Genomic DNA, 22,299 nt, shown 5'->3' on the forward strand with positions numbered 1-22,299 from the left:
TGATTATGTCGAAAAGTAGATTTAAGTATGATAAAATGGAAAGAGATTTTGACAAGGGTGAAACGCATGACAAAAAAGAGAATCCTCCAATCGTTGGCAGCCGTGGCGGGGATATACGGAATGATCGGTTTTGTCGCCCTCCCTTACGTGATCCGATACGTCGTCCCCGCCAAAGTTGCCGAGGCGACGGAGGGGGGGAAATTTTCGGTCGAATCGGCCTCTTTTAATCCGTTCACTTTCCATCTCACCCTCCGAAATGTCAGGTTTCAAACACCGCAGGGGGGCGACTTGATCGCTTTGGAAGCCTTCAGTATCAATATCGATCCCCTTGCTTATTTGTGGAAAGGGGGGGTGGTGATCGGCGATATGGGGCTGAACGGAGCGAAAATCACCCTTCATCGCGATAAAAACGGCGATTTCAACTATCAATGGCTGAGCGAGCTCAAGGGTGACGAGGAGCCCGAAGAGGCCTCGAAGCCGCTGAAACTTCGGATTGAGCGTTTTACCCTTTCGCAAGGGAGTGTGGAATACCGGGATGCAAGCGAGGGGAGAGGGTATGCCCTGGATCTCGGCCCGATAGGGTTTAGTCTCGAACATATCGATATGGGTGAACTGTCGAACAAGGATGGATCGGTGCGCCTTTATGCCTCGATCAACGAGGGGGGATTCATCGATGTCAAAGGTAAAATCGCTTCCCTCTCCCCGGCGGTGATCGGGGGGAGTGTCGCGTTTGATTCGGGGAAACTCTATACGCTGTGGCGCTATTTTAAAGAGAAATTTCCGATCGAAGTGGCCGATGGGGAGGCAAAATTTGCGTTTGACTACCGTTTTGACGGAAATGATCTCAATGCCACGGAGCTCTCCGGCCTCTCTTTTGACCTTTCCCGTCTTCGGATCATCCCCAAAGGGGAGAGCCGCAATCTTCTGCGGGTGGAGGGGATCCATTTGCGGGAGGGGAAGGTTTTTCCGTTACGCAAAGAGTTTGCCGCCGATGCCCTGGAGATTGAGGGGGTGAACCTTGCCGCCCGCCGTTTTCAGAACAAGACGGTGGACTGGGTCACTTATATCGAGGAGATACAGCGGGCATTTCCCGAAGATGAGAACGAAACCAAAGAGCCGTGGAAGTTTCGACTGAACCGGTTTACCCTGGAGAAGTTTGGAGCCGAGTGGAGCGATAGCGCCCCCAAAGAGCCCTACCGGTTTACTCTGGAGAACGGAAGGATCCATGCAGAGGGGATCGAGAGTGATCCAAAACGCCCTTTATCGGTGTCGATAGCCACCGACAACCTCCGATTGACACGTCAAAAAGAGGCTCAGGTCGTGGCCGAGGCAAAAGGGTTTGCGATAGAGGGGATCGATCTGGATCGAGAGGGGCGGTTTGTCCGTATTTCAAAAGTATCGTTGAATACTCCGCAGATCGATTTGAAACGGCTTAAAAGCGGAGAGATCGATCTGACCCGTTACCTCTACGCGGCTCCCTCCAAACGTGAAGCGGGTGAGTCCGCACCGTGGGGATACCGTTTGGATACGGTGGAGCTGAAGAACGGCAGAATCGGTTTGGTCGATGAGCTCCCCTCCAAAAAGGTGGCCATCAACCTGAATGAAATGATCGTCAATCTCCGTAATCTGAGCAGTGATCCCACAGAGGTGAACCGGATTAACGTATCGACTCGGATTAACGGTGCCGGTATGTTTCGACTCGATGGCGATCTGGTACGCGAAAATCTTCGAAGCAGCGGACGATTTGAGCTCAAAGGGATCAATGCCGCTTTGATGGATCCGTATCTCGAATCTTCGACCTATGCGTCGATCTCACGGGGAGAGAGTTCGGTGGCGGGGGATTATACGTATCGATCGGGGAGAGCGGAAGTGAAGGGGAAAGTTGCCCTTCACGACTGGGTTGTGAACGACTCGCGGGATGGTTCGGTTCTCGTCGGATGGCAGAGTATCGGGGCAACCCCGTTTCGCTATACCTATCCCGACAACCGTTTGAAAATCAATCAGCTTGCGGTGGAGGGATTTTATATCAATACCCTGATCGATTCGAAAAAAGTGCTGAATCTTTCGACGCTCACCAAACAATCTCCGGCAGAAGCGAATACGACCCGCCCCTCTGTTGCGCCCAAGAACCCTTTCGGCATCGATATTGTCAAGTTTCTGGTTCACAACAGCAGTGCGACGTTTAGCGATCTCTCCCTTCCCCTTCCGTTCAAGAGCGATATCCACGATTTGCAGGGGTCTATTCTGGGAATTTCGACGACCAAAGACGTCACGACGTTTGTCAAACTTCGAGGTGGTGTGGATCAATACGGTCTGGCAAAAGTGGAAGGGTCTCTCAATACCAAAACCCCCAAACAATTTACCGATATGAAAGTGACGTTTGAGAACCTCGATCTTCAGCAATATACCCCCTATACACTCGAATTTTTAGGGTACAAGATCGCGGGGGGGAAGCTCTTTTTGAATCTCGGGTATAAAATCACTGACGGAAAGCTCAACGGTGCGAATCAGGTCGTGATCAAACGGATCGAACTTGGCGAAGAGAGAGAGGGGGGATCGCCGTGGCCGATGCGTTTGGTGGTGGCCCTTCTCGAAGACAGTGAAGGGGTGATCGATATCGATCTGCCTGTAGAGGGGGATGTGAATAGCCCCGATTTCAAATACGGCAAAGTGGTATGGCAGGTGATCGGCAATCTCTTTACAAAAGCGGTCACCTCCCCGTTTAAATTTTTGGGTTCGATGATGGGAATTGAGAGCGATAACATATCGAGTATCGATTTTGAGGGGGGATCGTCGAGCCTCCTTCCCCCTCAGCAGGAGAAACTCGATTCGATTATGACGATGCTCTCCAAACGGCCGAAACTTTCACTGGAGATTGTCGGTGTGAGCGACAGCGTGAATGACGGTTACGCCCTAAAGGAGGGTAAACTGGTAGAGGCTGCCCTCAAGCGGGAGAAAGGGGCTAAAATCGATTCTCCGCAGGCGATCCCTCTGCCGCTTCTGGAGTCGATGGCCGATGAGGTGCTTGCCAAAGGGGAGCGTTCCGCCATCAAGGCAAAATTGGAAGAGAGCTATCCGCAGGAGAGTACCTTCGTCCGTTTTTACAGTACGGAGCTGATCGAGAAGCTGATTGCGTTTCAAACGGTTTTGCCGCAGGAGCTTCACGCTCTGGCAACCCGGCGGGGAGAGGAGATTCGCCGCTATCTGCTAAAAAATCCGGCACTTGAAAAACAGATCATCCTGAAGGGGAACGACGTGCTGAGCGGGGGCAAGGAGGGGGAAGTCCCGGTACGCCTTGAAATTATCGTACCTTAGCAAAAGACTATTAATTATAAGACGCAAGAAGTTTATGAATCAAAATGGCCTATAATCCCCCTCTTACTTTGTACAGAACAGGAGGGGCAGGGGTATGCCGTTTTCACCTCAAAAGCGAGCCGGAACGATCAACGGGATCCTTTTCGTCGCTATTTTTGCAGCTGCGGCGACGATGATCGCCGATATCGCCGTTATTAAGAATCTGGGGATCTCACCTTTGGTCGTGGGGATAGTGTTGGGTATTTTTTATGCCAATACCCTGCACAACAAATTTCCTGCCGCATGGGAGATGGGGATCGTATTTTCGGGCAAAAAGATTTTGCGTTTTGCCATCGTTTTTTACGGGTTTCGGATTACCTTTCAACAAATTGCCGAAGTGGGAATGGAAGGGTTTATGGTATCGCTCATCATGCTCTCGACGACATTTATCCTCGGAACCTATCTGGGTCAAAAGCTATTCGGAATGGATCGTGATACTTCGATGCTGACGGCCTCCGGAGCATCGGTATGCGGAGCGGCAGCCGTTTTGGCAACCGAGCCGGTTTTAAAAAGCGAAGAGCATAAAGCGGCGGTTGCCGTCTCTATGGTAGTGCTTTTTGGTACGATTGCCATGTTCTTGTATCCGGCCCTTTACAGTGCCGGGGTGTTTGACATGGATGCGCGGACGTTCGGTATTTTCGTCGGCGGAACGATACATGAGGTAGCACAGGTTGTCGCCGTCGGCGGAGCGTACGGCAAAGAGGCGAGCGATGCGGCAGTCATCGTTAAAATGACCCGTGTCATCATGATCGCCCCGATGTTGATTGTATTGGGAATCTATCTCTCCTACGCAGCTAAAAAAAGCGGTACGACGGGGGGCGGTGTCAAACTCGTTATTCCGTGGTTCGCCGTCTATTTTATCGGGATGGCAGGTGTCAATTCCCTCCTGACCCAATACTCTATGGCACACAGCACTGAAGCGATCTCTACAATGATTGCCTCTGCTGTGGCGAACATCAATGTGGTCGATACCTTTTTATTGACGATGGCGATGACGGCACTGGGGATGGGAACGCGATTCGCGAAGTTCAAAGGGCTTGGGATGGCTCCTCTCTACACGGCAGGGGCGATGTTCGCCTGGCTCCTTATCGGCGGATATTTTATCACGAAGTGGGTTGTGGCGACGTTTTAGATGTAGCTACCGTTTCCGATAGCTGAGCGCCTCCAGGAGGTGCTCTTTTCGTATATTTTCCTCCCCTTCGATGTCGGCGATGGTACGGGCGACTTTGAGGAGGCGTGCGATGGCGCGGAAGGAGAGATGAAACCTCTCTATCGCCTGATCGATCACCTTTTGAGCTTCTTCGTCCAACGGACAGTATTCCAGAATCTCTTTATCGCTTAACGCACCGTTTAATCCCATCTGACCCCGCTGTTTTTGCCGTAAAAATGCCTGCCGTACTTTGGCATGCAGCTCTTTTGAACTGAGGCTCGGACGATCCGATGCTTGAATCGGATGCATTTGGATATAGAGATCGATCCGGTCCAAAAAAGGGTCGGAGAGGCGTGCTTTGTAGCGGGTGATTTCGATGTCCGAACAGCGGCATGGGATCACGGTGCTGAAGAGATTCCCGCACGGGCAGGGGTTCATGGCCGATACGAATAAAAAATCGGCTTCGTAGGTTACCTTGGCGTTGACGCGTGAGATTCGGATGTGGCGATCTTCCAGCGGCTCACGCAACGCCTCTAAAACGGTTTTTGAAAAATGGGGAAGCTCATCAAAGAACAAGATTCCGCCGTGGGCCAATCCCACTTCGCCGATTTGGGCTTTATGGGCCCCTCCGCCGAAAATACTCGCCCCCGTACTGGAGTGGTGGGGGGACCTGAAGGGGCGCAGCGGAGAAAAGGTGGGGTCTTTTCCTTCTAAAATTTCGAGTTTGGCACAGTTGAGGATCTCATCATTCTGCAACGGCGGGAGAATATGGCGAAGACGTTTTGCGATCATCGATTTTCCCGACCCGGGAGACCCCTCCAGGAGAAGATTGTGCATTCCCGCCGCCGCGATAAGGGCAGCTCTTTTAGCGTGCTCCTGCCCTTTGATATCGATAAAATCGAGAGGGTAGTGTTCATGATAATAATAGAGTTGATTTTCGTGGGACTCTCGCGGGAAATCAAACGTCGAGTGGCTGTGCGAGGGGGTAGGGAGATCGCTGCATTTAAGCAACTCGAGTGCGGCGGTGAGATTTTTGACTCCGTAAAAGGCAATACCGGGTATTTTGGAGAGTTTGCCGAGGCTGATGTCGGGGACGATCGCTTTGGCAATCCCCTTCTGATTGGCCAGAGAGAGGAGGATCGGGTAAAGGAGGAGATTTTCGGTCACATCTCCGTTCAGCCCCAGCTCCCCGAACGCATACCATCCGTCCAGATCGACATCGTCGTTTCCCAGTCCGATCAGCAGTGCAATGGCGAGATCGAAATGAGACCCCTCTTTTTTCAGATCGCTTGGGGCAAGATTGACGGTGAGCCGTTTGGGCGGGAAAATATAGCCGTTGCTCAGAAGTGCCGATTTGACACGCTCTTTGGACTCGGTAATGGCGGTATTGGCCATCCCGACAATGGTAAAGGCGGGGAGACCTTTGGTGGCCGTAAACTGCACTTCGACCGTTTTGGCATCAATCCCTTCAAATGTGGCACAGAGGAGTTGTTTCATCATAATCCGTCATATTATTTAACGAATATTGTAGCTTATTTTTTCTCTTTGAGGGCTTTTTTATACTCTTTTTCAAACTTTTTTCGACGGTTATAGGTTAGTTTTTCGATAAAAAGTTTGCCGTCGAGGTGATCGATTTCATGTTGGATAGCGATAGCGAGGAGATCGGCAGCTTCGAGGGTGGATGCTTTTCCGTGGCGATCTTGATAGTGAAGGGTGAGCGATTCGTACCGCTCAACGTCTTCGTAAAATCCGGGGACACTCAGACACCCCTCCTGATACAGGGTTGTCCCTTTGGGATCGGCAATGACGGGATTGATGATCTCCAGAAGATTGTTTTGATGCTGATTCCCCTCTTCGTCGGGGATACAGAGGATAAGAACCCGCAGGGGATTGGCAACCTGGATGGCTGCTAGGCCGATTCCGTTGCTGCTGATCATCGTTTCGTACATGTCATCCAGAAAAGTATGGAGAGCGTGATCGAAAATTTCGACTGCCGTAGAGCGGGTTTTGAGCCGTTTGTCGGGATACGTAATAATAGTGAGAACCATAAGAACCTGTGCGCTTAGCCGTTGCTGACGACATAATGGGATTTGGATTCGGTGTGAGCGCTCTCCAATGCATTTAGAGTCTCCAGAAGAGTCTCTTCGGCTGATTTGGAAGAGTTGATCTCCGTAACCCCGATAGCGATACGAAGCTGTACCTCCTGCTCGGCAATAAAAAAGTTACTGGAAGCAACCAGTTCATAGAGACGATCCGATGCGCGCTTGGCGCTCTCGATATCGGTATGTTTCAGCAACATGGCAAAAATTCCCTCTCCGTAGTGGGCCACGATATCGCTTCGGCGGGAGGTTTTGAGCAACAATCTCGCAACCGTGCGGATCATGAGTTGTTGGGCCTTTTCGCTTTGGATGCTGTTGGCTGTTATTTTGGAGAGTTCAACGGTAATAAGAGAGCTTTTGTGTTTGAATTCGTCGATCAATTGGCGCTCTTGCTCCAGTTTGGTGATTAAAAAGCGTTTGTTGTAGACGCCGAACTGGTTATCGAAAATGGTTTCGTTTTCTACCTGCTTGATAATCGTAGCGGTTTCGTCATAGATGGTCTTCATATGCGAAACCTGTTTTTTGAGGATACCGCTCAGTTTTCCGACATCTCCGCTGAGTGAGTTCAGAAGTTCTCCGGCACTGCTGAGTGTCGGAGAACTTTTGAGCTCATCTTTCCGTTTGTCGAGAATCTTTTCCATTAGGGACATATTTTTGTAGAGGGTTGCACTGACTTGCAAGATACTCTTGATGGAGGAGAACCCTTGCTTGAGGGTTTTTTCAAGTTCGATGCTTTTTTCGTCCTGATTATCCTCTTCTAGTTCTAGAAGAGAACCGATTTGACGGCGGAGGCTTTCACTCTTCCCCTCCAGTATGCGATCAAAATAGAGGGCAAAATTGTTGGGGGTCGGAGGGAGATTATCGGAGATGAGCTCACTCAGTACCTCTTTGGCAAAAATCTCCAAATCGCTAGTCGGATCGTTCAGTGCGGTTGCACTGATAAAATCCATTCCGTCCGATAACTCTTGACGGTGTGAGCGTTTGAGGTCAGTGAGATTTGCCACGTGGTTCCTTATTTCTCTTCTTTTTCTTTTTGCAATAAAACTTCGTCAATGATACCATATTCTACCGCTTCCGCAGCGGACATAAAGTTATCACGGTCGGTGTCTTTTTCAAGTTTTTCGATACTTTGTCCCGAATTTTTTGCCATGATTGCATTCAATTCGGCTTTCATACGCAAAATCTCTTTGGCCTGAATCTCGATATCGGTTGCCTGCCCCTGTGCTCCGCCGAGGGGTTGATGGATCATAATGCGTGCATGGGGGAGGGCATAGCGCTTCCCTTTGGTCCCGGAGCTGAGCAAAAATGCCCCCATCGATGCCGCTTGCCCGATACAGATCGTGCAGATATCGGGACGGATGTAATTCATCGTGTCAAAGATCGCCATCCCCGAGGTGATGACACCGCCGGGAGAGTTGATGTAAAAATAGATATCTTTTTGCGGGTCTTCCGCCTCCAAAAACAGCAACTGTGCCACGATGGAGGAGGCTACCGGATCGTTCACTTCGCCGCTGAGCATGATGATACGATCTTTGAGGAGACGTGAATAGATATCGTACGAGCGCTCACCGCGCCCCGTCTTTTCAATGACGTAAGGGATATAGCTCATTACGCCTCTTTGATTTTGTCGTTAAGCAATTTGCTGAGGACGCGGTCTTCGATCATTGCCATTTGAATCGCAGGCAGATACCCTGATTCTTGGTAGTGTTTGTAAACGGCTGCCGGATCTTGACCCATCTGCATTGCTTCGAAATAGATGGTTTGCATCAACTCTTGTTCGTTGACCGAAATGTTCTCTGCGCGTGCCAATGCATCGACGATAAAGGTCGCTTTGACCGCACGGCAAGCGTCGTCACGGAACGTTTCGCGCACCTCTTTCAGCTTTTCGGCATCGGTACGGAGCTCTTCGAGTTCCGCTTCGCTCATCTCGCGCGCTTTTTTATTCAACGCCATGTCCATCTCCTGATCAACGATGAATTCGGGAAGATCGATCGAGAAGGTAGTGACGAATGTTTCCATAAGATTCGGTTTAAGCTCATCGTTGTAGAGTGCGCTCATCGCTTCGCTTTGGAGTTGTTCTTTTACTTTTTCTTTCAGCATCTCAAGGGTAGCGTCTTCAAATCCCGGAAGCATTTTTTTCGCCAGTTCATCATCGAGGACAACCGCTTCTTTTGTCTGGATCGCTTCTACTTTGACTTTGAACTGTGCCGGTTTGCCGGCCAGTTTCGCGCCGCCGTAATTTTCAGGGAAGGTAACGTCGATGGTTTTCTCCTCCCCTTTTTTCATTCCGATCACCTGGTCTTCAAAGCCGGGGATAAATTGGCCGCTTCCCAGACGGAGTGCAAACCCTTCGGCTTTCCCCCCTTCAAAGGCTTCGCCGTCGACAAACCCTTCGAAATCGATAAGGGCCGTATCCCCTTCTGCCAGCGCGCGATCTTCATCTACGTTGACAAGCGGCGCTTGTGCGGTAGCAAGCTCTTCGATCCGTTCCGTAACGGCCGCATCTTCAATCGCAGGTTTTGCTACTTCAGGGACCATTGCAACATAATCGCCCAATTCGATAGCCGGGCGGATAGCGATCGTTACTTCAACATCGATTCCGTTGTCGTTTTTTTCAAACTTGGTGATGTTCGGCTCACCGATGAGGGTATCGGAAACGATATCCATGATTTTAAGCCCTTCGCTTAGAAGATCACGCAAAGCTTGTGCCTCGGCATCTTGTACCAAACGTTCACCGTATTGTTTTTTCACCGCACTGACGGGAACTTTTCCTTTTCGAAACCCGGCAATTTTTGCCTCTTTGCTCAGTTGATGAGCAATTTTCTCGATGTTGGCATCGATCGTGTTGCGGGTGATGGCCGCATTGATTTTGGCGTTAGCTGAGTCGATTTTGTTGGTTGTAATGTGCATTAGATCCCTTTATTAACGTTGTCTCGTTGGAGTAAATGGGAGCAATAATACCCAAAAAGGGTTAAACAAACGCTGAATGAAAATAAAAGCAAAGTCGTGATAGAGTCACATAAATATCTTTTGGAGTAAGTGTATATGGCTTTGAGCGAACAAGAGCAATTTGAAGAAGCGGTAAAAACGATGATTCGCCACGTCGGCGAGGACGTTAACCGAGAGGGGTTGTTAAAGACGCCCGGGCGCGTACTCAAGGCGTATGAGTTTATGTTTGGCGGTTACCGGGAAGATCCGCAGACCATTTTAAATTCGGCGATGTTCGAGAGTAGCAACGATGAGATGGTGCTGATTAAGGATATTGAATTTTATTCTACATGCGAACACCATCTGCTCCCCATTATCGGACGGGCCCATGTTGCCTATATCCCGGAGGGCAAAGTGGTCGGACTCTCAAAGATTCCCCGTATCGTCGATGTTTTCGCACGCCGGATGCAGATCCAGGAGCAGTTGACGGAGCAGATTGCCGATGCGTTGATGGAGGCGATCAATCCCAAAGGGGTTGCGGTGGTATTGCAGGCACGCCATATGTGCATGGAGATGCGCGGCGTCGAGAAGATCAGCTCAACGACCACTTCCAGCGCTTTGCGCGGATTGTTCAAGCGTGACGAGAAGACCCGTATGGAGTTTTTCAATCTGATCAATTCTCCTGCGGGGAACCGCTATTGATGATGCAATGCCGTTAAAAGCTCTGCGCGAACGCCTCGGCGGTCATAAGCTGACGACCTCCTTCGGTACCGTTACGAAAATCAGTCCGACCATTATTGTCGCCGAGGGGCTTCATGTGAGTATCGGCGATACGGTGATCATTGTGTCGGAACTCGACGGTTCCGAAGCGCTTGGAATGGTCAGCGAAGTGGAACGGAACCGATTTTTTATCACCCCGTTTCGCTTCGTAGAGGGGTTTCGGGCGGGAGACAAAATCTATCCGAACCAAACGGGGATGGCTATTTCTGTCGGAGTGGAGCTGCTGGGACGGGTTGTCGATCCGTTTATGAACCCGATTGACGGGAAAGGGCCCATCGGTTCTCATCACGTCGAACCGATTATCAAAGCCCCCATTGCGGCGATGAAACGGGGGATGATCGATGAAGTGTTTAGCGTCGGGGTCAAAACGATCGACGGACTGCTGACGTGCGGTAAAGGGCAGAAACTCGGTATTTTTGCCGGAAGCGGCGTCGGAAAATCGACGCTGATGGGGATGATCGTACGAGGGTCGCAAGCCCCGATCAAGGTGGTCGCCCTCATCGGGGAGCGGGGACGGGAAGTTCCCGAATTTATTGAAAAAAGTTTGGGCGGAAATCTGGAAAATACCGTTTTGGTCGTAGCGACGAGCGATGACTCCCCCTTGATGCGAAAATACGGGGCGTTCAGCGCGATGAGTGTGGCGGAGTATTTTAAATCGCTCGGGCATGATGTCCTCTTTATGATGGATTCGGTGACCCGTTTTGCGATGGCGCAGCGGGAGATCGGTCTGGCATTGGGGGAACCTCCCACTTCCAAAGGGTATCCCCCCTCGTCGCTGACGCTGCTGCCGCAGCTGATGGAACGTGCCGGAAAAGAGGAGGGGTGCGGATCGATTACCGCTTTTTTTACCGTTTTGGTCGAAGGGGATGATATGAGCGATCCGATTGCCGATCAGTCCCGATCCATTTTGGACGGGCATATCGTCCTCTCGCGTGAGATGACCGATTTCGGCATCTATCCGCCGATCCATATCCTCAACTCCGCTTCACGGGTGATGAACGATATTATCACCCCGGAGCATTTTGCGGCGGTTCGCCGGTTTCGTCGTCTCTATACGCTGTTAAAAGAGAATGAGATGCTGATCCGGATCGGTGCGTACGTCAAAGGGAGCGATAAAGAGCTGGATGAAGCGATTGCGAAAAAAGGGGCAATGGAGAAGTTTTTGTCTCAGGGGTCGATGTTTAAAAGCAATTTTCAAGAGAGTGTCAACGAACTGATTGCGATGATGCAGCACTAAGCATCTCTTGTGTGTATTGCTTTCGGCCGCTTACCAAGCGGACGAGAGGGCGAAATTGACCAGTGCTTGCATGGGGTAGGCGGTTCCGTCTACTGCACCCGATTTGCTCGCCATTTGTCCCGAAAGCTCAAAGTGGAGCCAAGAGGGGCCGGTGGCGATACCGGCCGTATAGATGAGTCCGGCGAGGTCGTTAGCTGCCGTATTTTTCATCAGACCGAGATTCAGTTCCAATAGAGTAAGATCAATATTGGCACCCCCTCCGACGTAGCGGGTGTTGTAGCCGGTGAGCCCTTTGTTTTCGGTGAGATCGGCATCAAAGGCGAGTTCTAACCGTTTTCCGACCTTGTAGGCGGCACCTGCACGGTAAGCGGGTTTGATCTCATACTTGCCGCCCCCTTGAACGTTAAACGACGGTTTGTTAAGGTTTTTACCCACCAGTGCCAGATTTAAACTTTCGGAAAACGAGGGCTGATAGGCGAGACCCAGATCGACGCCGAAAGTTGTGGTATTGACCACATTTTTATCCGCGTTATCAAATGCATTGGTGCTGTCTACTTTCACCTGTGTGTAAAAGGTTTTTCCCGCCATCACTTTTGCCGCCCCCCCAACCGAGAGGGAGCCGTATGGGGTCTCGAAAGCGTAACCGTAGGCCAACGGGACTTCGGCGACGGCAAGTCCGATGACGTCGATATTGGTGGTTCCGCTGTCGGCAGCGGCTTTGAGGGATGCTGCCTGATATTGCGCCTGTGTCAGATAAACCGGACTGTTTGGATTAAACGTTTCGATATCTATGTATTGTCCGGGGGTAGATGTTTCAAAAATCAAAGCGGTTCGGGTCTGGTCCACATTGGCGACTCCTCCGATATCGGAGGTGATAAAGAGTCCCGTACCGAACGATTTGTAGGAGAGACCGAAATCGGCCGTCGGATTGAGGGAAAACCCTTTTTTATCCATTCCGGTGACGATATCCCGTGCTTTTTTCAGGGTATCTATGTCCGTTTGGGTAACACTTTGCGCATTTCCGTCGAGTTTGTCCATCGTATCGGAAAACTTCAGATCGCTCAGATCGCCGACCGCTTTCCCCGCCCCCGTGTCTTTCAGTCCGACTCCGGCGCCGATGTGAAGGCTGAACTTCTCTTTGTTTTTTGCCAAAAGGGCCGGGTTGTTATAGGCACTCAGAGAAGAGGGGGAGGTAGCGACTCCCGCTCCCCCCATCGAAGCCGCTTTGGCCCCCAATACCTGAAACTCCATGGCGGAAACGGCGGTGACGGCACACGCGGATGCGATTAATGATAGAGTAATTTTGGAAAAAGACATAGAAGACCCTTTGTGACTGGATAGATAAAGCTTATACCATTCTTTCACATAATTATTATTATATGAATTAAGCGTAACGTTTTAAGATCGAAAAAAGAGGGGATGATACCAATCGTATCATCTGAAAAATGAAAAAATAATAATTCTTAAACACTACTAAATATAAAAAACCCTTAAGGTTTCTATAACAAGGGTTGCACTATTATCCCAAAAGTTAAAAAAGATAAATTTTGTCTTTTATTCAAATCCCTTTTTAGGAGCACCTTATGCAGGTCTATCTGGATAATAACGCAACAACGATGGTTGATCCCGCCGTTGTTGACGCAATGATGCCGTTTTTTAGCGACATTTACGGAAATCCGAACTCATTGCACCGTTTTGGCACGGCGTCGCACCCTGCGATTACCCAAGCGATCAATCAAATGTACAAAGCGATTAATGCGAGCGACAAAGATGATATTATTTTCACCTCCTGTGCGACCGAGTCGAACAACTGGGTCCTTAAATCGGTATGGGTGGATAAAATTCTAAACGGCGATAAAAATCATATCGTGACAACCGAAATCGAACACCCCTCAGTCCTCTCAACCTGTAAATTTCTCGAAGAGCAGGGGGTCAAAGTAACCTATCTTCCGGTAAACGATCAGGGGATTGTCGAGGCACATACGCTTCGAAGTTTTATCACCGACAAGACCGCATTGGTCTCGATTATGTGGGCCAATAATGAAACGGGGATGATTTTTCCGATCAAAGAGATAGGGGAGATTTGTAAAGAGAAAGGGGTTCTTTTTCACACCGACGGGGTGCAAGCCGTGGGTAAAATCCCGGTCGATATGCAGGAGGTTCACGTCGATTTTATGTCGATGTCGGCCCATAAATTTCACGGTCCAAAAGGGATCGGAGCCCTCTATATCCGCAATTCCGAAGAGCTGACGCCGCTTCTTCACGGCGGAGAGCATATGGGGGGACGCCGTTCGGGTACGCTGAATGTCCCTTACATCGTCGGGATGGGAAAAGCGATTGAGCTGGCAACAGAGAATATCGCTGAAAAGATGGCTTCCATCCGTACTAAACGGGATCGTCTCGAAGATGCTCTGCTCTCGCAGCTTGAGGATGTCATGGTGGTAGGAAATCGCGACAACCGCACCCCCAATACGATTTTGATCTCTATTCGCGGGGTTGAGGGTGAGGGGATGCTGTGGGATCTCAACAATGCCCTCATCGGGGCATCGACGGGATCAGCCTGCGCTTCCGAAGATCTCGAAGCCAATACCGTTATGCTGGCGATCGGTGCAGATAATGAGCTGGCCCACACGGGGATCCGTTTGAGTCTCAGCCGTTTTACCACCGATGAAGAGATCGATTACGTCATTGAGCGCTTTAGCAGCGCCGTTTCACGATTACGCGCCATTTCAAGCTCGTACGCAATTGTACAACCCACTCCCGGCGGTGAAGCCGGAGAATGTCACATTCATCACTAAAGGATTCTACTATGGCAAAAAATGATTTATTAGGCGGATCTCTTTGGGATCAGTACTCAAACAAAGTAACCACGTTGATGAACAACCCGAACAATCAAGGGGAGATCACCCAAGAAGAGTGCGATGCGGCAGGACATAAACTGATCGTTGCCGATTTCGGAGCGGAGAGCTGCGGTGATGCCGTCCGTTTGTATTGGGAAGTCGATCCCTCTACCGATACGATCGTTAAATCGAAATTTAAAAGTTTCGGATGCGGTACGGCGATCGCCAGTTCGGACATGATGGCGGAACTGTGCATCGGTAAAACGGTTCAGGAAGCAGTCAAAATCACGAACATCGATGTAGAGATGTCTCTTCGCGACACTCCGGAGATCCCTGCCGTCCCGCCGCAGAAAATGCACTGTTCGGTTATGGCGTACGATGTCATCAAAAAAGCGGCCGGATTGTATCTCGGCGTCGATGAGTCAAGCTTTGAAGATGAGATCATTGTGTGCGAATGTGCCCGTGTCAGCCTCGGGACCCTTCGTGAAGTGATCAAACTTAACGATCTCAAAACGATCGAGCAGGTGACCGATTACACCAAAGCCGGCGGCTTTTGTAAGTCGTGTATCAAACCGGGCGGTCATGAAGCGCGTGAATATTATCTCGTCGATATTTTGGCCGATGTGCGCCGTGAGATGGATGAAGAGAAGATGCGTTCAGCGGCAGATGCGGGAGCACACGGTGATTTCGAAGCGATGACGCTGGTGCAGAAGATCAAAGCAATCGACAGCGTTGTGGATGAGTCGATTCGTCAGTTTTTGATTATGGACGGCGGAAACATGGAGGTTATCGATATCAAAGATTCTCCCGATTATATCGATGTCTATATCCGCTATTTGGGCGCATGTAACGGCTGTGCGAGTTCAAGTACGGGGACGTTGTACGCGATCGAAGCGACACTCAAAGAAAAACTTTCTCAGAAAATCCGCGTATTGCCTATTTGATTTTAATGCACTTTTCGGGCAAAGCCCGGAAAGTGGCGGGGACGGCCCAGCCGGCACTTCGTGCATCGGCCGGGTTCCAAAGCTAAAAAAGCCAAGCAGTTGGCTTTTTTGACGCTTTTCACCCCTTCACCCCCCTGAAGCTACCCGCATCTTTCGGATGCGGGAGAGATAATCGACCTAGTGTTATGCACTTTTCGCTCAAAGCCCGTAAAGGGGCAGGGACGTAAAGCTACTTTTTTTATTCCCGCTTTCGCGGGAGCTTCATCGTTAAAAATTTTTGTCAAACCAATCGGCGACATTGCTTCGGATCGTGTGGCGCAGCTGAATACCGGCAATAAAATCGGTGTGTTGCGCTTTATTGAGAAGCGTTACCAGTGCATTGCGCCGTTTTGAGAGAAATGGATGATCAATTTGTCCCGGGTCCCCCATGACAACGAGACGGGTCTCTTCCCCCATCCGGGTTCCGATCAGTTTCAGAGAAGCATTGGTCATATTCTGAGCTTCGTCGATAATGACAAATTTGCGGGAGATGGTGGTCCCTCGCATATGGGCAATGTCCATCGCTTCGATATTGTATTTTTTCATAAAAATTTCGGTTGCGTTTTCCCGTTTGATCGAGTTGGTGGTTCCGGTAAACTCGACCCGTGCATCGATGGAGTATTTGCTCTGGTGTTCAATGGTAAAATTGATCGCCGCATAGAGGGGATACATGAAAAAACCGAGTTTTTGTTCTTCATCTCCTTTGCGATACCCAAGTTCCGCTTGCGGATCATTGGAAGTGATCGTATTGCGGGCGTAGACGATCCCCTCCACAATCCCCTCTTCGACCAGTTCCAGTCCCGCTTGGAGGGCGATGAGGGTTTTACCCGATCCGGTTGAACCGGCAACGACCGTGACGTAGTTTTGCGGATGGGTCATCATCGCATAATAAAATTTTTGTTCAACGTTCATCGGACGAACCAGAGTTTCATCAAAATGTTCTCCGAAACGGCGGTCAAAATCACACCATTCGAGCTGGCGGTTAAATGTAAAGGCATAGCGCTGAATCCCCGTCTCGTAGATTTCGGAGGTGGTACTCGTCGCGTGTTGAACAAAAGTGATCTGTTCAAAATTATGATGGACAACTCCTTCCGGCAGGAGAGGGGTTTCGTCGTAGGTATAGGTACGGGTAAAATCGATCTCTTCGGGGGCTTCGACACTGCTGTTACGGATACTTTGGGTCGGGATACCCCGAATCTCGGAAGCAATCCGAAACGACATATCGTTGGTGACCAGCGTTAAGCCGTAATCGTGCGCGATTTCCCCTATTTTAGCGTCATTGATCCCTTTGGATTCGGTGAAAGAGGCTGAGATACGATACTGTTCGCGGTGGATAATAAAAAGGTTGATTTCACTGGCTTCATTGCCGTGCAGTGAGCGGTCGAAGTTAAGGGCGAGGCGGTAGTATCGGTCATTCGGACACTGTGAAGGATCGAGGGATTTTACGACACATTCGGGAAGTTCTATCGCCGCAATGGGTTCACCCCACGCAATATCGGCCAAGCGGAAAAATTCGCGGGCCTGAAATCCCGCTTCGGAACGCATATCGTCTTTTTTGGTGTTGAGCTCGGAGAGGACGATATTGGTAATCAAAATACCGTTTTGGTTCTCATCGCTGATTCGCAGTATATTCGTGTGATCGTCTAAAATAACGGAAGTGTCAAGAAGGTAACATTTTTGAGTGTCGCTCACGGAAGGGCCTTTGATCAAGATGCCCCATTATAAAGGGGTTTTCTTGAAAGGAAACTAAGAGGGGAGGTAGTAGTTTTGAACCCCGTTCATGGTCCGTCCCATATTGAGCAGAAGCATATCGGCGATGACGAGTGCCGCCATCGATTCGGCAACGACGGAGCCGCGTATGGCGACACACGGGTCATGTCGCCCTTTGAGAGATACGTGGACACTTTCGTGATCGGTATTGATACTCTCCTGATCGATGAAAATAGAGGGGGTGGGCTTGAAGTGGACCCGGAGGATCACATCATCGCCGTTACTCATCCCTCCGAGTATCCCCCCCGAATGGTTGGATTTAAACCCTTCGGGGGTGATGGGATCGTTGTTTTGGGAAGCGAGGAGTTCGCTGCTGTGGATCCCCTCTCCGATTTCGACCGCTTTGACGGCATTGATCCCCATCATCGCTGATGCGAGAACGGCATCGAGTTTGTAGTAAAGCCCCTCACCAAGACCGATCGGAAGGGAGGAAATTTTAATCGTGGCAACCCCTCCGACCGAATCGTGAGCGTTTTTAGCCTCCAATATAGCCGCTTTCTGGGCCTCTTCGACATTCGGGTCCAGTGCATAGATAGGGCTGTTTGCCGGATAGGAAAAATCAAGAGTGCGTGCTTCGATGCCGTGAATCGCGCTGATACCGCTTGCGAAGGTGATGCCGAGTTTGGAGAGCATCTGTTTGGCGATGGCTCCGCCGGCAACACGGGCTGCCGTTTCACGGGCGCTTGAACGGCCGCCGCCACGGTAGTCGCGGATGCCGTATTTGTGAAAATAGGTAAAGTCGGCATGCCCCGGGCGGAAAATATCTTTGACGTTGGAATAGTCGCCGCTTTTTTGGTCGGTGTTGTAAATCACCATCATGATCGGGGTACCGGTACTGAGCCCTTCGAATACGCCGCTGAGGATCTCGACCTTATCGGCCTCTTTTCTCGCGGTTGCAAACTCGTTTTGCCCCGGTTTACGACGGTCAAGTTCACTTTGAATGTACGCTTCATCGATTTCCAATCCCGCAGGGACACCGTCCAGGAGGCATCCGATCGCTTTGCCGTGCGATTCGCCATAGGTTGTCATCGAAAATCGTTCGCCGAAACGGTTCATATTATTTTCCTAACGCCAAAGGGAGCCAAGCTCCCTTTGGCTACGCTAACGCTGAGTTCACTTTTTTTCATCTTAATTCCTTCGATAGCATTCCAAGGGCTATTTCCGCCGCTTCCTGCTGCGCTTGCTTTTTGCTTTTTCCGCATGCGGTTGCATAGGGTTTCCCATCGATCAAGACGGCAATTTCAAACTCTTTTTTATGGTCCGGACCATGGGCCGCGATGAGTTGATATTCGGGTGTGATTCCGAAATGGGCCTGAGTAAGCTCTTGAAGCGAGGTTTTATAATCTTTGAGCAAGAAGTCAAGGGAGATCTCGTCATGGACATGTTCCAGAAGGGCTATCGTGATCTCTTCGACCTTTTTAAGCCCCGATTCGAGATAGATTGCCCCCATCAGTGCTTCAAATGCGTTGGAGAGGAGTGAGCTTTTGGTGCGTCCGCTATTGTTCTCTTCGGCATTGGAGAGAAAGATGTATTCACCCAGATGCAAATGGTTGGCCAGAGCGGTAAATCCCCCCTCGTTGACAAGAGATGCACGCATTTTGGAGAGTTTCCCCTCATCAAAATCACGAAACTTTTTGTACAGGTACTCGCCGACGATTAGGTCCAGAACCGCATCTCCTAAAAATTCGAGTCGCTCATTATTGTAGGGCTGTTTGTAGCTTTTATGCGTCAGCGCTTCAATAAGGAGCTCTTTTTTTTCAAACTGATACCCTAATGCTTTTTGCAGGGTTTGTAAATCATCCATTGTTGTTTAATCCTTGTTTAAATTTCTCCGCCTCTTCGCGGGCGATTTGATCGCACCGTTCATTTTCGGGATGGCCGTTGTGCCCCCGAACCCATTCGCCGTAGATACGATGAGGGGTGGAAACTTCCAAATATTCGAGCCAGAGATCGGGGTTTTTGACCTTGGCGAAGTTCCGTTTTATCCACCCTTGCAGCCATTCGTTGATCCCTTTGATGACATAGCTTGAATCGGAGATGATGGTGACGTCACAGGGCTCTTTGAGCGCTTTGAGCCCCTCAATCACCCCCAGAAGCTCCATCCGGTTATTGGTGGTATGGGCTTCGCCGCCTCGGATCACCTTTTCAACCTCTCCGTAGCGTAAAATGGCTCCGTATCCGCCCGGTCCGGGATTCCCCAGTGCGGAACCGTCACTGAAAAGAGTTATTTTCTTCAAATCGTTCCTTTATGAGGCTCATGGTCGGGATCAGCGAGTCGATTGCATGGCAATTCGGGCAACGGTGAAACGGAAAGAAAGAGAGCTGTTTGCATTCATTACACACATATTCGAATTGAAGCGTCGCTTTGCTTCCTCCGCATTGACGGAGCATTATGAGCGTATCGAGTTCAAAAATAGGGCTGTTTTGGGCGAGCGAGAGAGACCCTCTGGCACTAAAGAGCTCACGCAGATAACCGTTGGACGCAATTATATCCAAATCAAGCTTCCCCTCATCCAGACGCCAGAGAATATCGCTTAAACGGTGGGAAAGCGATTGATCGAAATATTTCCAACCCAGAGCGGGGCGGTGGGTAAAAAGATAATCGAAGACAAGATATCCGAGCCGACCGTGTGTACGGTATACCTCCAGAAGTTTAGCCGCTTTTTCATCGACACCGAGAGTGGGATCCCCTAATAAAGAGCGGCATTGGAGGTAGAGTTTCTCATCGGCTGCATCGGGAGCAATCTCCAGCAGCGACTCCATGATTTCGAGCGCTTTATCGTATTGCTGCAGCTGTTCATAAATTAACACGAGCGTATGCAGTGCTGCGGGGGTACGGGGATTGTTTTGCAGGATCTGGGTAAAGGCTAAACGGGAACGTTCTAAAAAACCCGCTTTGAAATAGGCTTTTCCCAGGAGCAGCAGAGTCTCTTTTTGAAAGATTTTATCCCGGTTTTTGGTGAGGAGGGCATGATAGATTTCGACACTTTTTTCGATATTTCCCTGATGTTCGAAACATTGGGCAAGCATTAGCCACGATTCGCTTGAGAGGGAGTTGTTGTGAACCTGTTCGGATATTTTGGCCTCATCCTGAAGGGACTCGAATTTACCCAGAAACGATTCCAGATCGCGGTGTTCGCGTGCCGCTTTATAGCGCCCCCACCAATAACTTAAAAACGAGAGGATAAAGAGGAGGAGAAAAAAGACAATAATCCCGAACAAAGGGTCGCGAAACTCGATAAAAAATGTATTCATGCCGTATTATAGCTTTTGCAGGGAAATTTCGCGAACGGTGCGGGAGTCGGTTTGGATACGGTAGGTTATCGAAGGATGATCGCGATAGCGGCATTCGTCCCGGATGCAACGGATCGCATCCGTATCGGGTAAGGGATCGCTGACCCCTATCCCTTCTTTGTTTTTGATCAGGGGAGAGAGGACAATGATTTCGGTGATAACGGAGCCTTCGGGATCGGATACGAGGAGTGCTATCGCTTTCTCTTCCCGTTTCAGCCGAATCAGGGGGGCGTTTTTGGCAGATGCCACTTGGGAAAGGAGTTCGAGTTCGAATCCGGGGAGTTTCCCCCGTAGGAGGGCAATATCAAAAGAGCTTCCCGGATGGACACTCCCCATCCCCTCTTCCGAAAGGGTAAGGGGATAGGGGAGGGTGTCTGAAGAGTGGTGGCATCCCCAAAACAGCAGCGGTAGAAACACTCCTCTGAGTAAACGCACTTACATTAATCCGTTGAGCATAAGATACCGGTACATCGGCTGGAGCATGTACAAGTCAAAAGCCCACCATATCCAGCGCGGTTCTGCCGGATCGAGGGGAAAGGAGGGGGCAAGGCCGTCATAATTGAATTCGGCCATAATGATTTTTCCGTAGCTCACTTTGAGCGGGCAGACGGTATAGCCATCATACAGCGCTTCGGGTTTTTTGCTTTCCATAACGGAGATCAGATTTTTGATGACGACAGGGGCTTGATGGCGGGCGCTTCCCCCCGTTTTACCGATAGGGATACCGCATACGTCTCCGATTCCGAAGACATTTTTATAACGGCGGTGCTGCAAGGTTTCCCGATCCACTTCAAGCCACCCTTTGGCATTCCCCTTTTGCCAGCTGAGGGGAGAGTTGACGATCGCTTCGGATGCACCGGTCGGGGGTGAAATATGGATAAAATCGTATCCGATTTCTACGCTCTCCTCTTTATCGATCATATCGTACTCTTCGAGGTCTTTGTCGTATTCCCCTTGTATCTGGTATTTGTGGAGAAAGGTGGCGATTTTCTTTTCTGCATCGATCGACACGAGATCGTGGCCGAATTTGTTGGTGATATTTCCGTACCCTTTTTGCACTTTTTGAATCGCATTTTCTATTTCAGGAAAAGCGAAAAGTTTTTCACCGGCCGTCGCAAAAATGAAATCGGCACTCAGCTTCTCCTGACGTAGAAAATCATCACCGAGATAGAGGATTTTTTGCGGAGCCCCGCCGCATTTGAGCGGTGTGGAGGGCTGCGTACAAAGGACACGGGGGTTGGAGGTTTTGGCCGCCTCTTTCAGCGCCAAAAACCATTCATGGGTGATTCTTCCCCCTTCGGCCGTTCCGGCCGCCAGATCGCTGAGGTAAACGCTTGAGATACCGTTTGTCCCGATCATATCGGCAGTGAGCCCCTGAATCTGCTCATAATGGTACTGGGCACCTGCCGCGACGATGAGATAATCGTATTCGACCTCTTTGCCCCCTTTTGTCGTTAGCTTATTGTTGTCGGGATCAAAGGTCGCCGCTTCGTCTTTGATCCATGTTACCGATTTTCCGATGTATCCGCTATTGTCAAAGATGATATCCTCCGGGGAGTATTCTCCGGCCGCGACAAAAATCTGCCCCGGCTGATACACATGCTTGTCGTTCGGAGCGATGATGATGATATCGGGATTGGCGAGGGCACGACGGAGCCGTGCAAGCGTCATCAATGCGCCGGCACCTCCTCCGACGATAACAACCCGTCCCGTCGCATTGGATGCCGATGCCTCCAGATCGCTTGGAGTTCCGGTGCTTGCAAGAACCGATGCGGCAACGGGTGAAAGAGCCATCATCTTTAACGCATCACGGCGTGACATAGATTTTAGGGGATCGTTTTTTGGAAGTAGTGGTGTCATAAAA

Annotated in this window: 19 protein-coding genes; 6 read left to right on the forward strand and 13 right to left on the reverse strand. The window is 50.2% G+C overall.

Annotated features, from left to right (window positions below; all coding sequences use genetic code 11):
• The first annotated feature begins 66 nt into the window (after positions 1–66).
• Both M0P91_RS02275 and M0P91_RS02280 read left to right on the forward strand, forming a co-directional pair.
• Complete coding sequence (locus tag M0P91_RS02275) at positions 67–3,315, forward strand: DUF748 domain-containing protein (protein ID WP_295063894.1); 3,249 nt, start codon at positions 67–69, stop codon at positions 3,313–3,315.
• A 94-nt stretch (positions 3,316–3,409) separates the two neighbouring features.
• Positions 3,410–4,486, forward strand: coding sequence for a YeiH family protein (locus M0P91_RS02280; protein WP_295063897.1), 1,077 nt, complete (start codon positions 3,410–3,412; stop codon positions 4,484–4,486).
• A 6-nt stretch (positions 4,487–4,492) separates the two neighbouring features.
• Here M0P91_RS02280 and M0P91_RS02285 read toward each other — a convergent pair whose 3' ends face one another.
• From M0P91_RS02285 to tig, 5 genes are read right to left on the reverse strand one after another with little or no spacing between them, the layout of a single operon-like run.
• A complete protein-coding gene (locus tag M0P91_RS02285; protein WP_295063900.1) occupies positions 4,493–6,001 on the reverse strand; it encodes a YifB family Mg chelatase-like AAA ATPase in 1,509 nt (502 codons plus the stop codon).
• 35 nt (positions 6,002–6,036) lie between these two features.
• Positions 6,037–6,552 (reverse strand): peptide deformylase, encoded by a 516-nt coding sequence (gene def / locus M0P91_RS02290; protein ID WP_295063903.1) that lies wholly within the window; start codon positions 6,550–6,552, stop codon positions 6,037–6,039.
• Between the two features lie 14 nt (positions 6,553–6,566).
• On the reverse strand, positions 6,567–7,607 hold the full coding sequence (locus tag M0P91_RS02295; RefSeq protein ID WP_295063906.1) for a diguanylate cyclase: 1,041 nt from the start codon (positions 7,605–7,607) through the stop codon (positions 6,567–6,569).
• 8 nt (positions 7,608–7,615) lie between these two features.
• A complete protein-coding gene (gene clpP, locus M0P91_RS02300) occupies positions 7,616–8,212 on the reverse strand; it encodes an ATP-dependent Clp endopeptidase proteolytic subunit ClpP (RefSeq protein ID WP_295063909.1) in 597 nt (198 codons plus the stop codon).
• On the reverse strand, positions 8,212–9,513 hold the full coding sequence (gene tig / locus M0P91_RS02305) for a trigger factor (protein ID WP_295063912.1): 1,302 nt from the start codon (positions 9,511–9,513) through the stop codon (positions 8,212–8,214). Before tig ends, clpP begins: the two co-directional genes overlap by 1 nt.
• Before the next feature lie 135 nt (positions 9,514–9,648).
• Here tig and folE point away from each other — a divergent pair, with 135 nt between their 5' ends.
• Complete coding sequence (folE, locus tag M0P91_RS02310) at positions 9,649–10,233, forward strand: GTP cyclohydrolase I FolE (RefSeq protein WP_295063915.1); 585 nt, start codon at positions 9,649–9,651, stop codon at positions 10,231–10,233.
• A gap of 7 nt (positions 10,234–10,240) precedes the next feature.
• Positions 10,241–11,548: a flagellar protein export ATPase FliI gene (gene fliI / locus M0P91_RS02315; RefSeq protein ID WP_295063918.1), complete on the forward strand. Its 1,308-nt coding sequence runs from the start codon at positions 10,241–10,243 to the stop codon at positions 11,546–11,548.
• A gap of 30 nt (positions 11,549–11,578) precedes the next feature.
• On the opposite strand, the gene traF is transcribed toward fliI, so the two are convergent.
• Positions 11,579–12,865: a conjugal transfer protein TraF gene (traF, locus tag M0P91_RS02320; RefSeq protein ID WP_295063921.1), complete on the reverse strand. Its 1,287-nt coding sequence runs from the start codon at positions 12,863–12,865 to the stop codon at positions 11,579–11,581.
• Positions 12,866–13,131: 266 nt separating this feature from the next.
• Here traF and M0P91_RS02325 point away from each other — a divergent pair, with 266 nt between their 5' ends.
• A complete protein-coding gene (locus tag M0P91_RS02325; protein ID WP_295063924.1) occupies positions 13,132–14,346 on the forward strand; it encodes a NifS family cysteine desulfurase in 1,215 nt (404 codons plus the stop codon).
• Between the two features lie 11 nt (positions 14,347–14,357).
• Positions 14,358–15,332: an iron-sulfur cluster assembly scaffold protein gene (locus M0P91_RS02330; protein WP_295063927.1), complete on the forward strand. Its 975-nt coding sequence runs from the start codon at positions 14,358–14,360 to the stop codon at positions 15,330–15,332.
• A gap of 267 nt (positions 15,333–15,599) precedes the next feature.
• Here M0P91_RS02330 and M0P91_RS02335 read toward each other — a convergent pair whose 3' ends face one another.
• The 7 genes from M0P91_RS02335 to M0P91_RS02365 all read right to left on the reverse strand — a co-directional run bounded on the left by M0P91_RS02335 (position 15,600) and on the right by M0P91_RS02365 (position 22,295).
• Positions 15,600–17,081: a PhoH family protein gene (locus M0P91_RS02335; protein WP_295063930.1), complete on the reverse strand. Its 1,482-nt coding sequence runs from the start codon at positions 17,079–17,081 to the stop codon at positions 15,600–15,602.
• A gap of 36 nt (positions 17,082–17,117) precedes the next feature.
• The gene (gene aroC / locus M0P91_RS02340) at positions 17,118–18,197 is read right to left on the reverse strand and encodes a chorismate synthase (protein WP_295063933.1); all 1,080 of its coding nucleotides are present in this window, start codon (positions 18,195–18,197) and stop codon (positions 17,118–17,120) included.
• A gap of 67 nt (positions 18,198–18,264) precedes the next feature.
• On the reverse strand, positions 18,265–18,945 hold the full coding sequence (gene rnc / locus M0P91_RS02345) for a ribonuclease III (RefSeq protein ID WP_295063936.1): 681 nt from the start codon (positions 18,943–18,945) through the stop codon (positions 18,265–18,267).
• Positions 18,938–19,378, reverse strand: coding sequence for a ribonuclease HI (gene rnhA / locus M0P91_RS02350; protein ID WP_295063939.1), 441 nt, complete (start codon positions 19,376–19,378; stop codon positions 18,938–18,940). The genes rnc and rnhA overlap by 8 nt, the downstream gene beginning before the upstream one ends.
• Positions 19,353–20,396, reverse strand: a complete 1,044-nt coding sequence (locus M0P91_RS02355; RefSeq protein ID WP_295063942.1) for a tetratricopeptide repeat protein — start codon at positions 20,394–20,396, stop codon at positions 19,353–19,355. The genes rnhA and M0P91_RS02355 overlap by 26 nt, the downstream gene beginning before the upstream one ends.
• A 6-nt stretch (positions 20,397–20,402) precedes the next feature.
• Positions 20,403–20,870, reverse strand: coding sequence for a hypothetical protein (locus tag M0P91_RS02360; RefSeq protein ID WP_295063945.1), 468 nt, complete (start codon positions 20,868–20,870; stop codon positions 20,403–20,405).
• The gene (locus M0P91_RS02365; protein WP_295063948.1) at positions 20,871–22,295 is read right to left on the reverse strand and encodes an FAD/NAD(P)-binding oxidoreductase; all 1,425 of its coding nucleotides are present in this window, start codon (positions 22,293–22,295) and stop codon (positions 20,871–20,873) included.
• Positions 22,296–22,299: the final 4 nt, after the last annotated feature.

Origin of the sequence: Sulfuricurvum sp., from assembly GCF_023229695.1 — a bacterium.
GTDB lineage: Bacteria > Campylobacterota > Campylobacteria > Campylobacterales > Sulfurimonadaceae > Sulfuricurvum.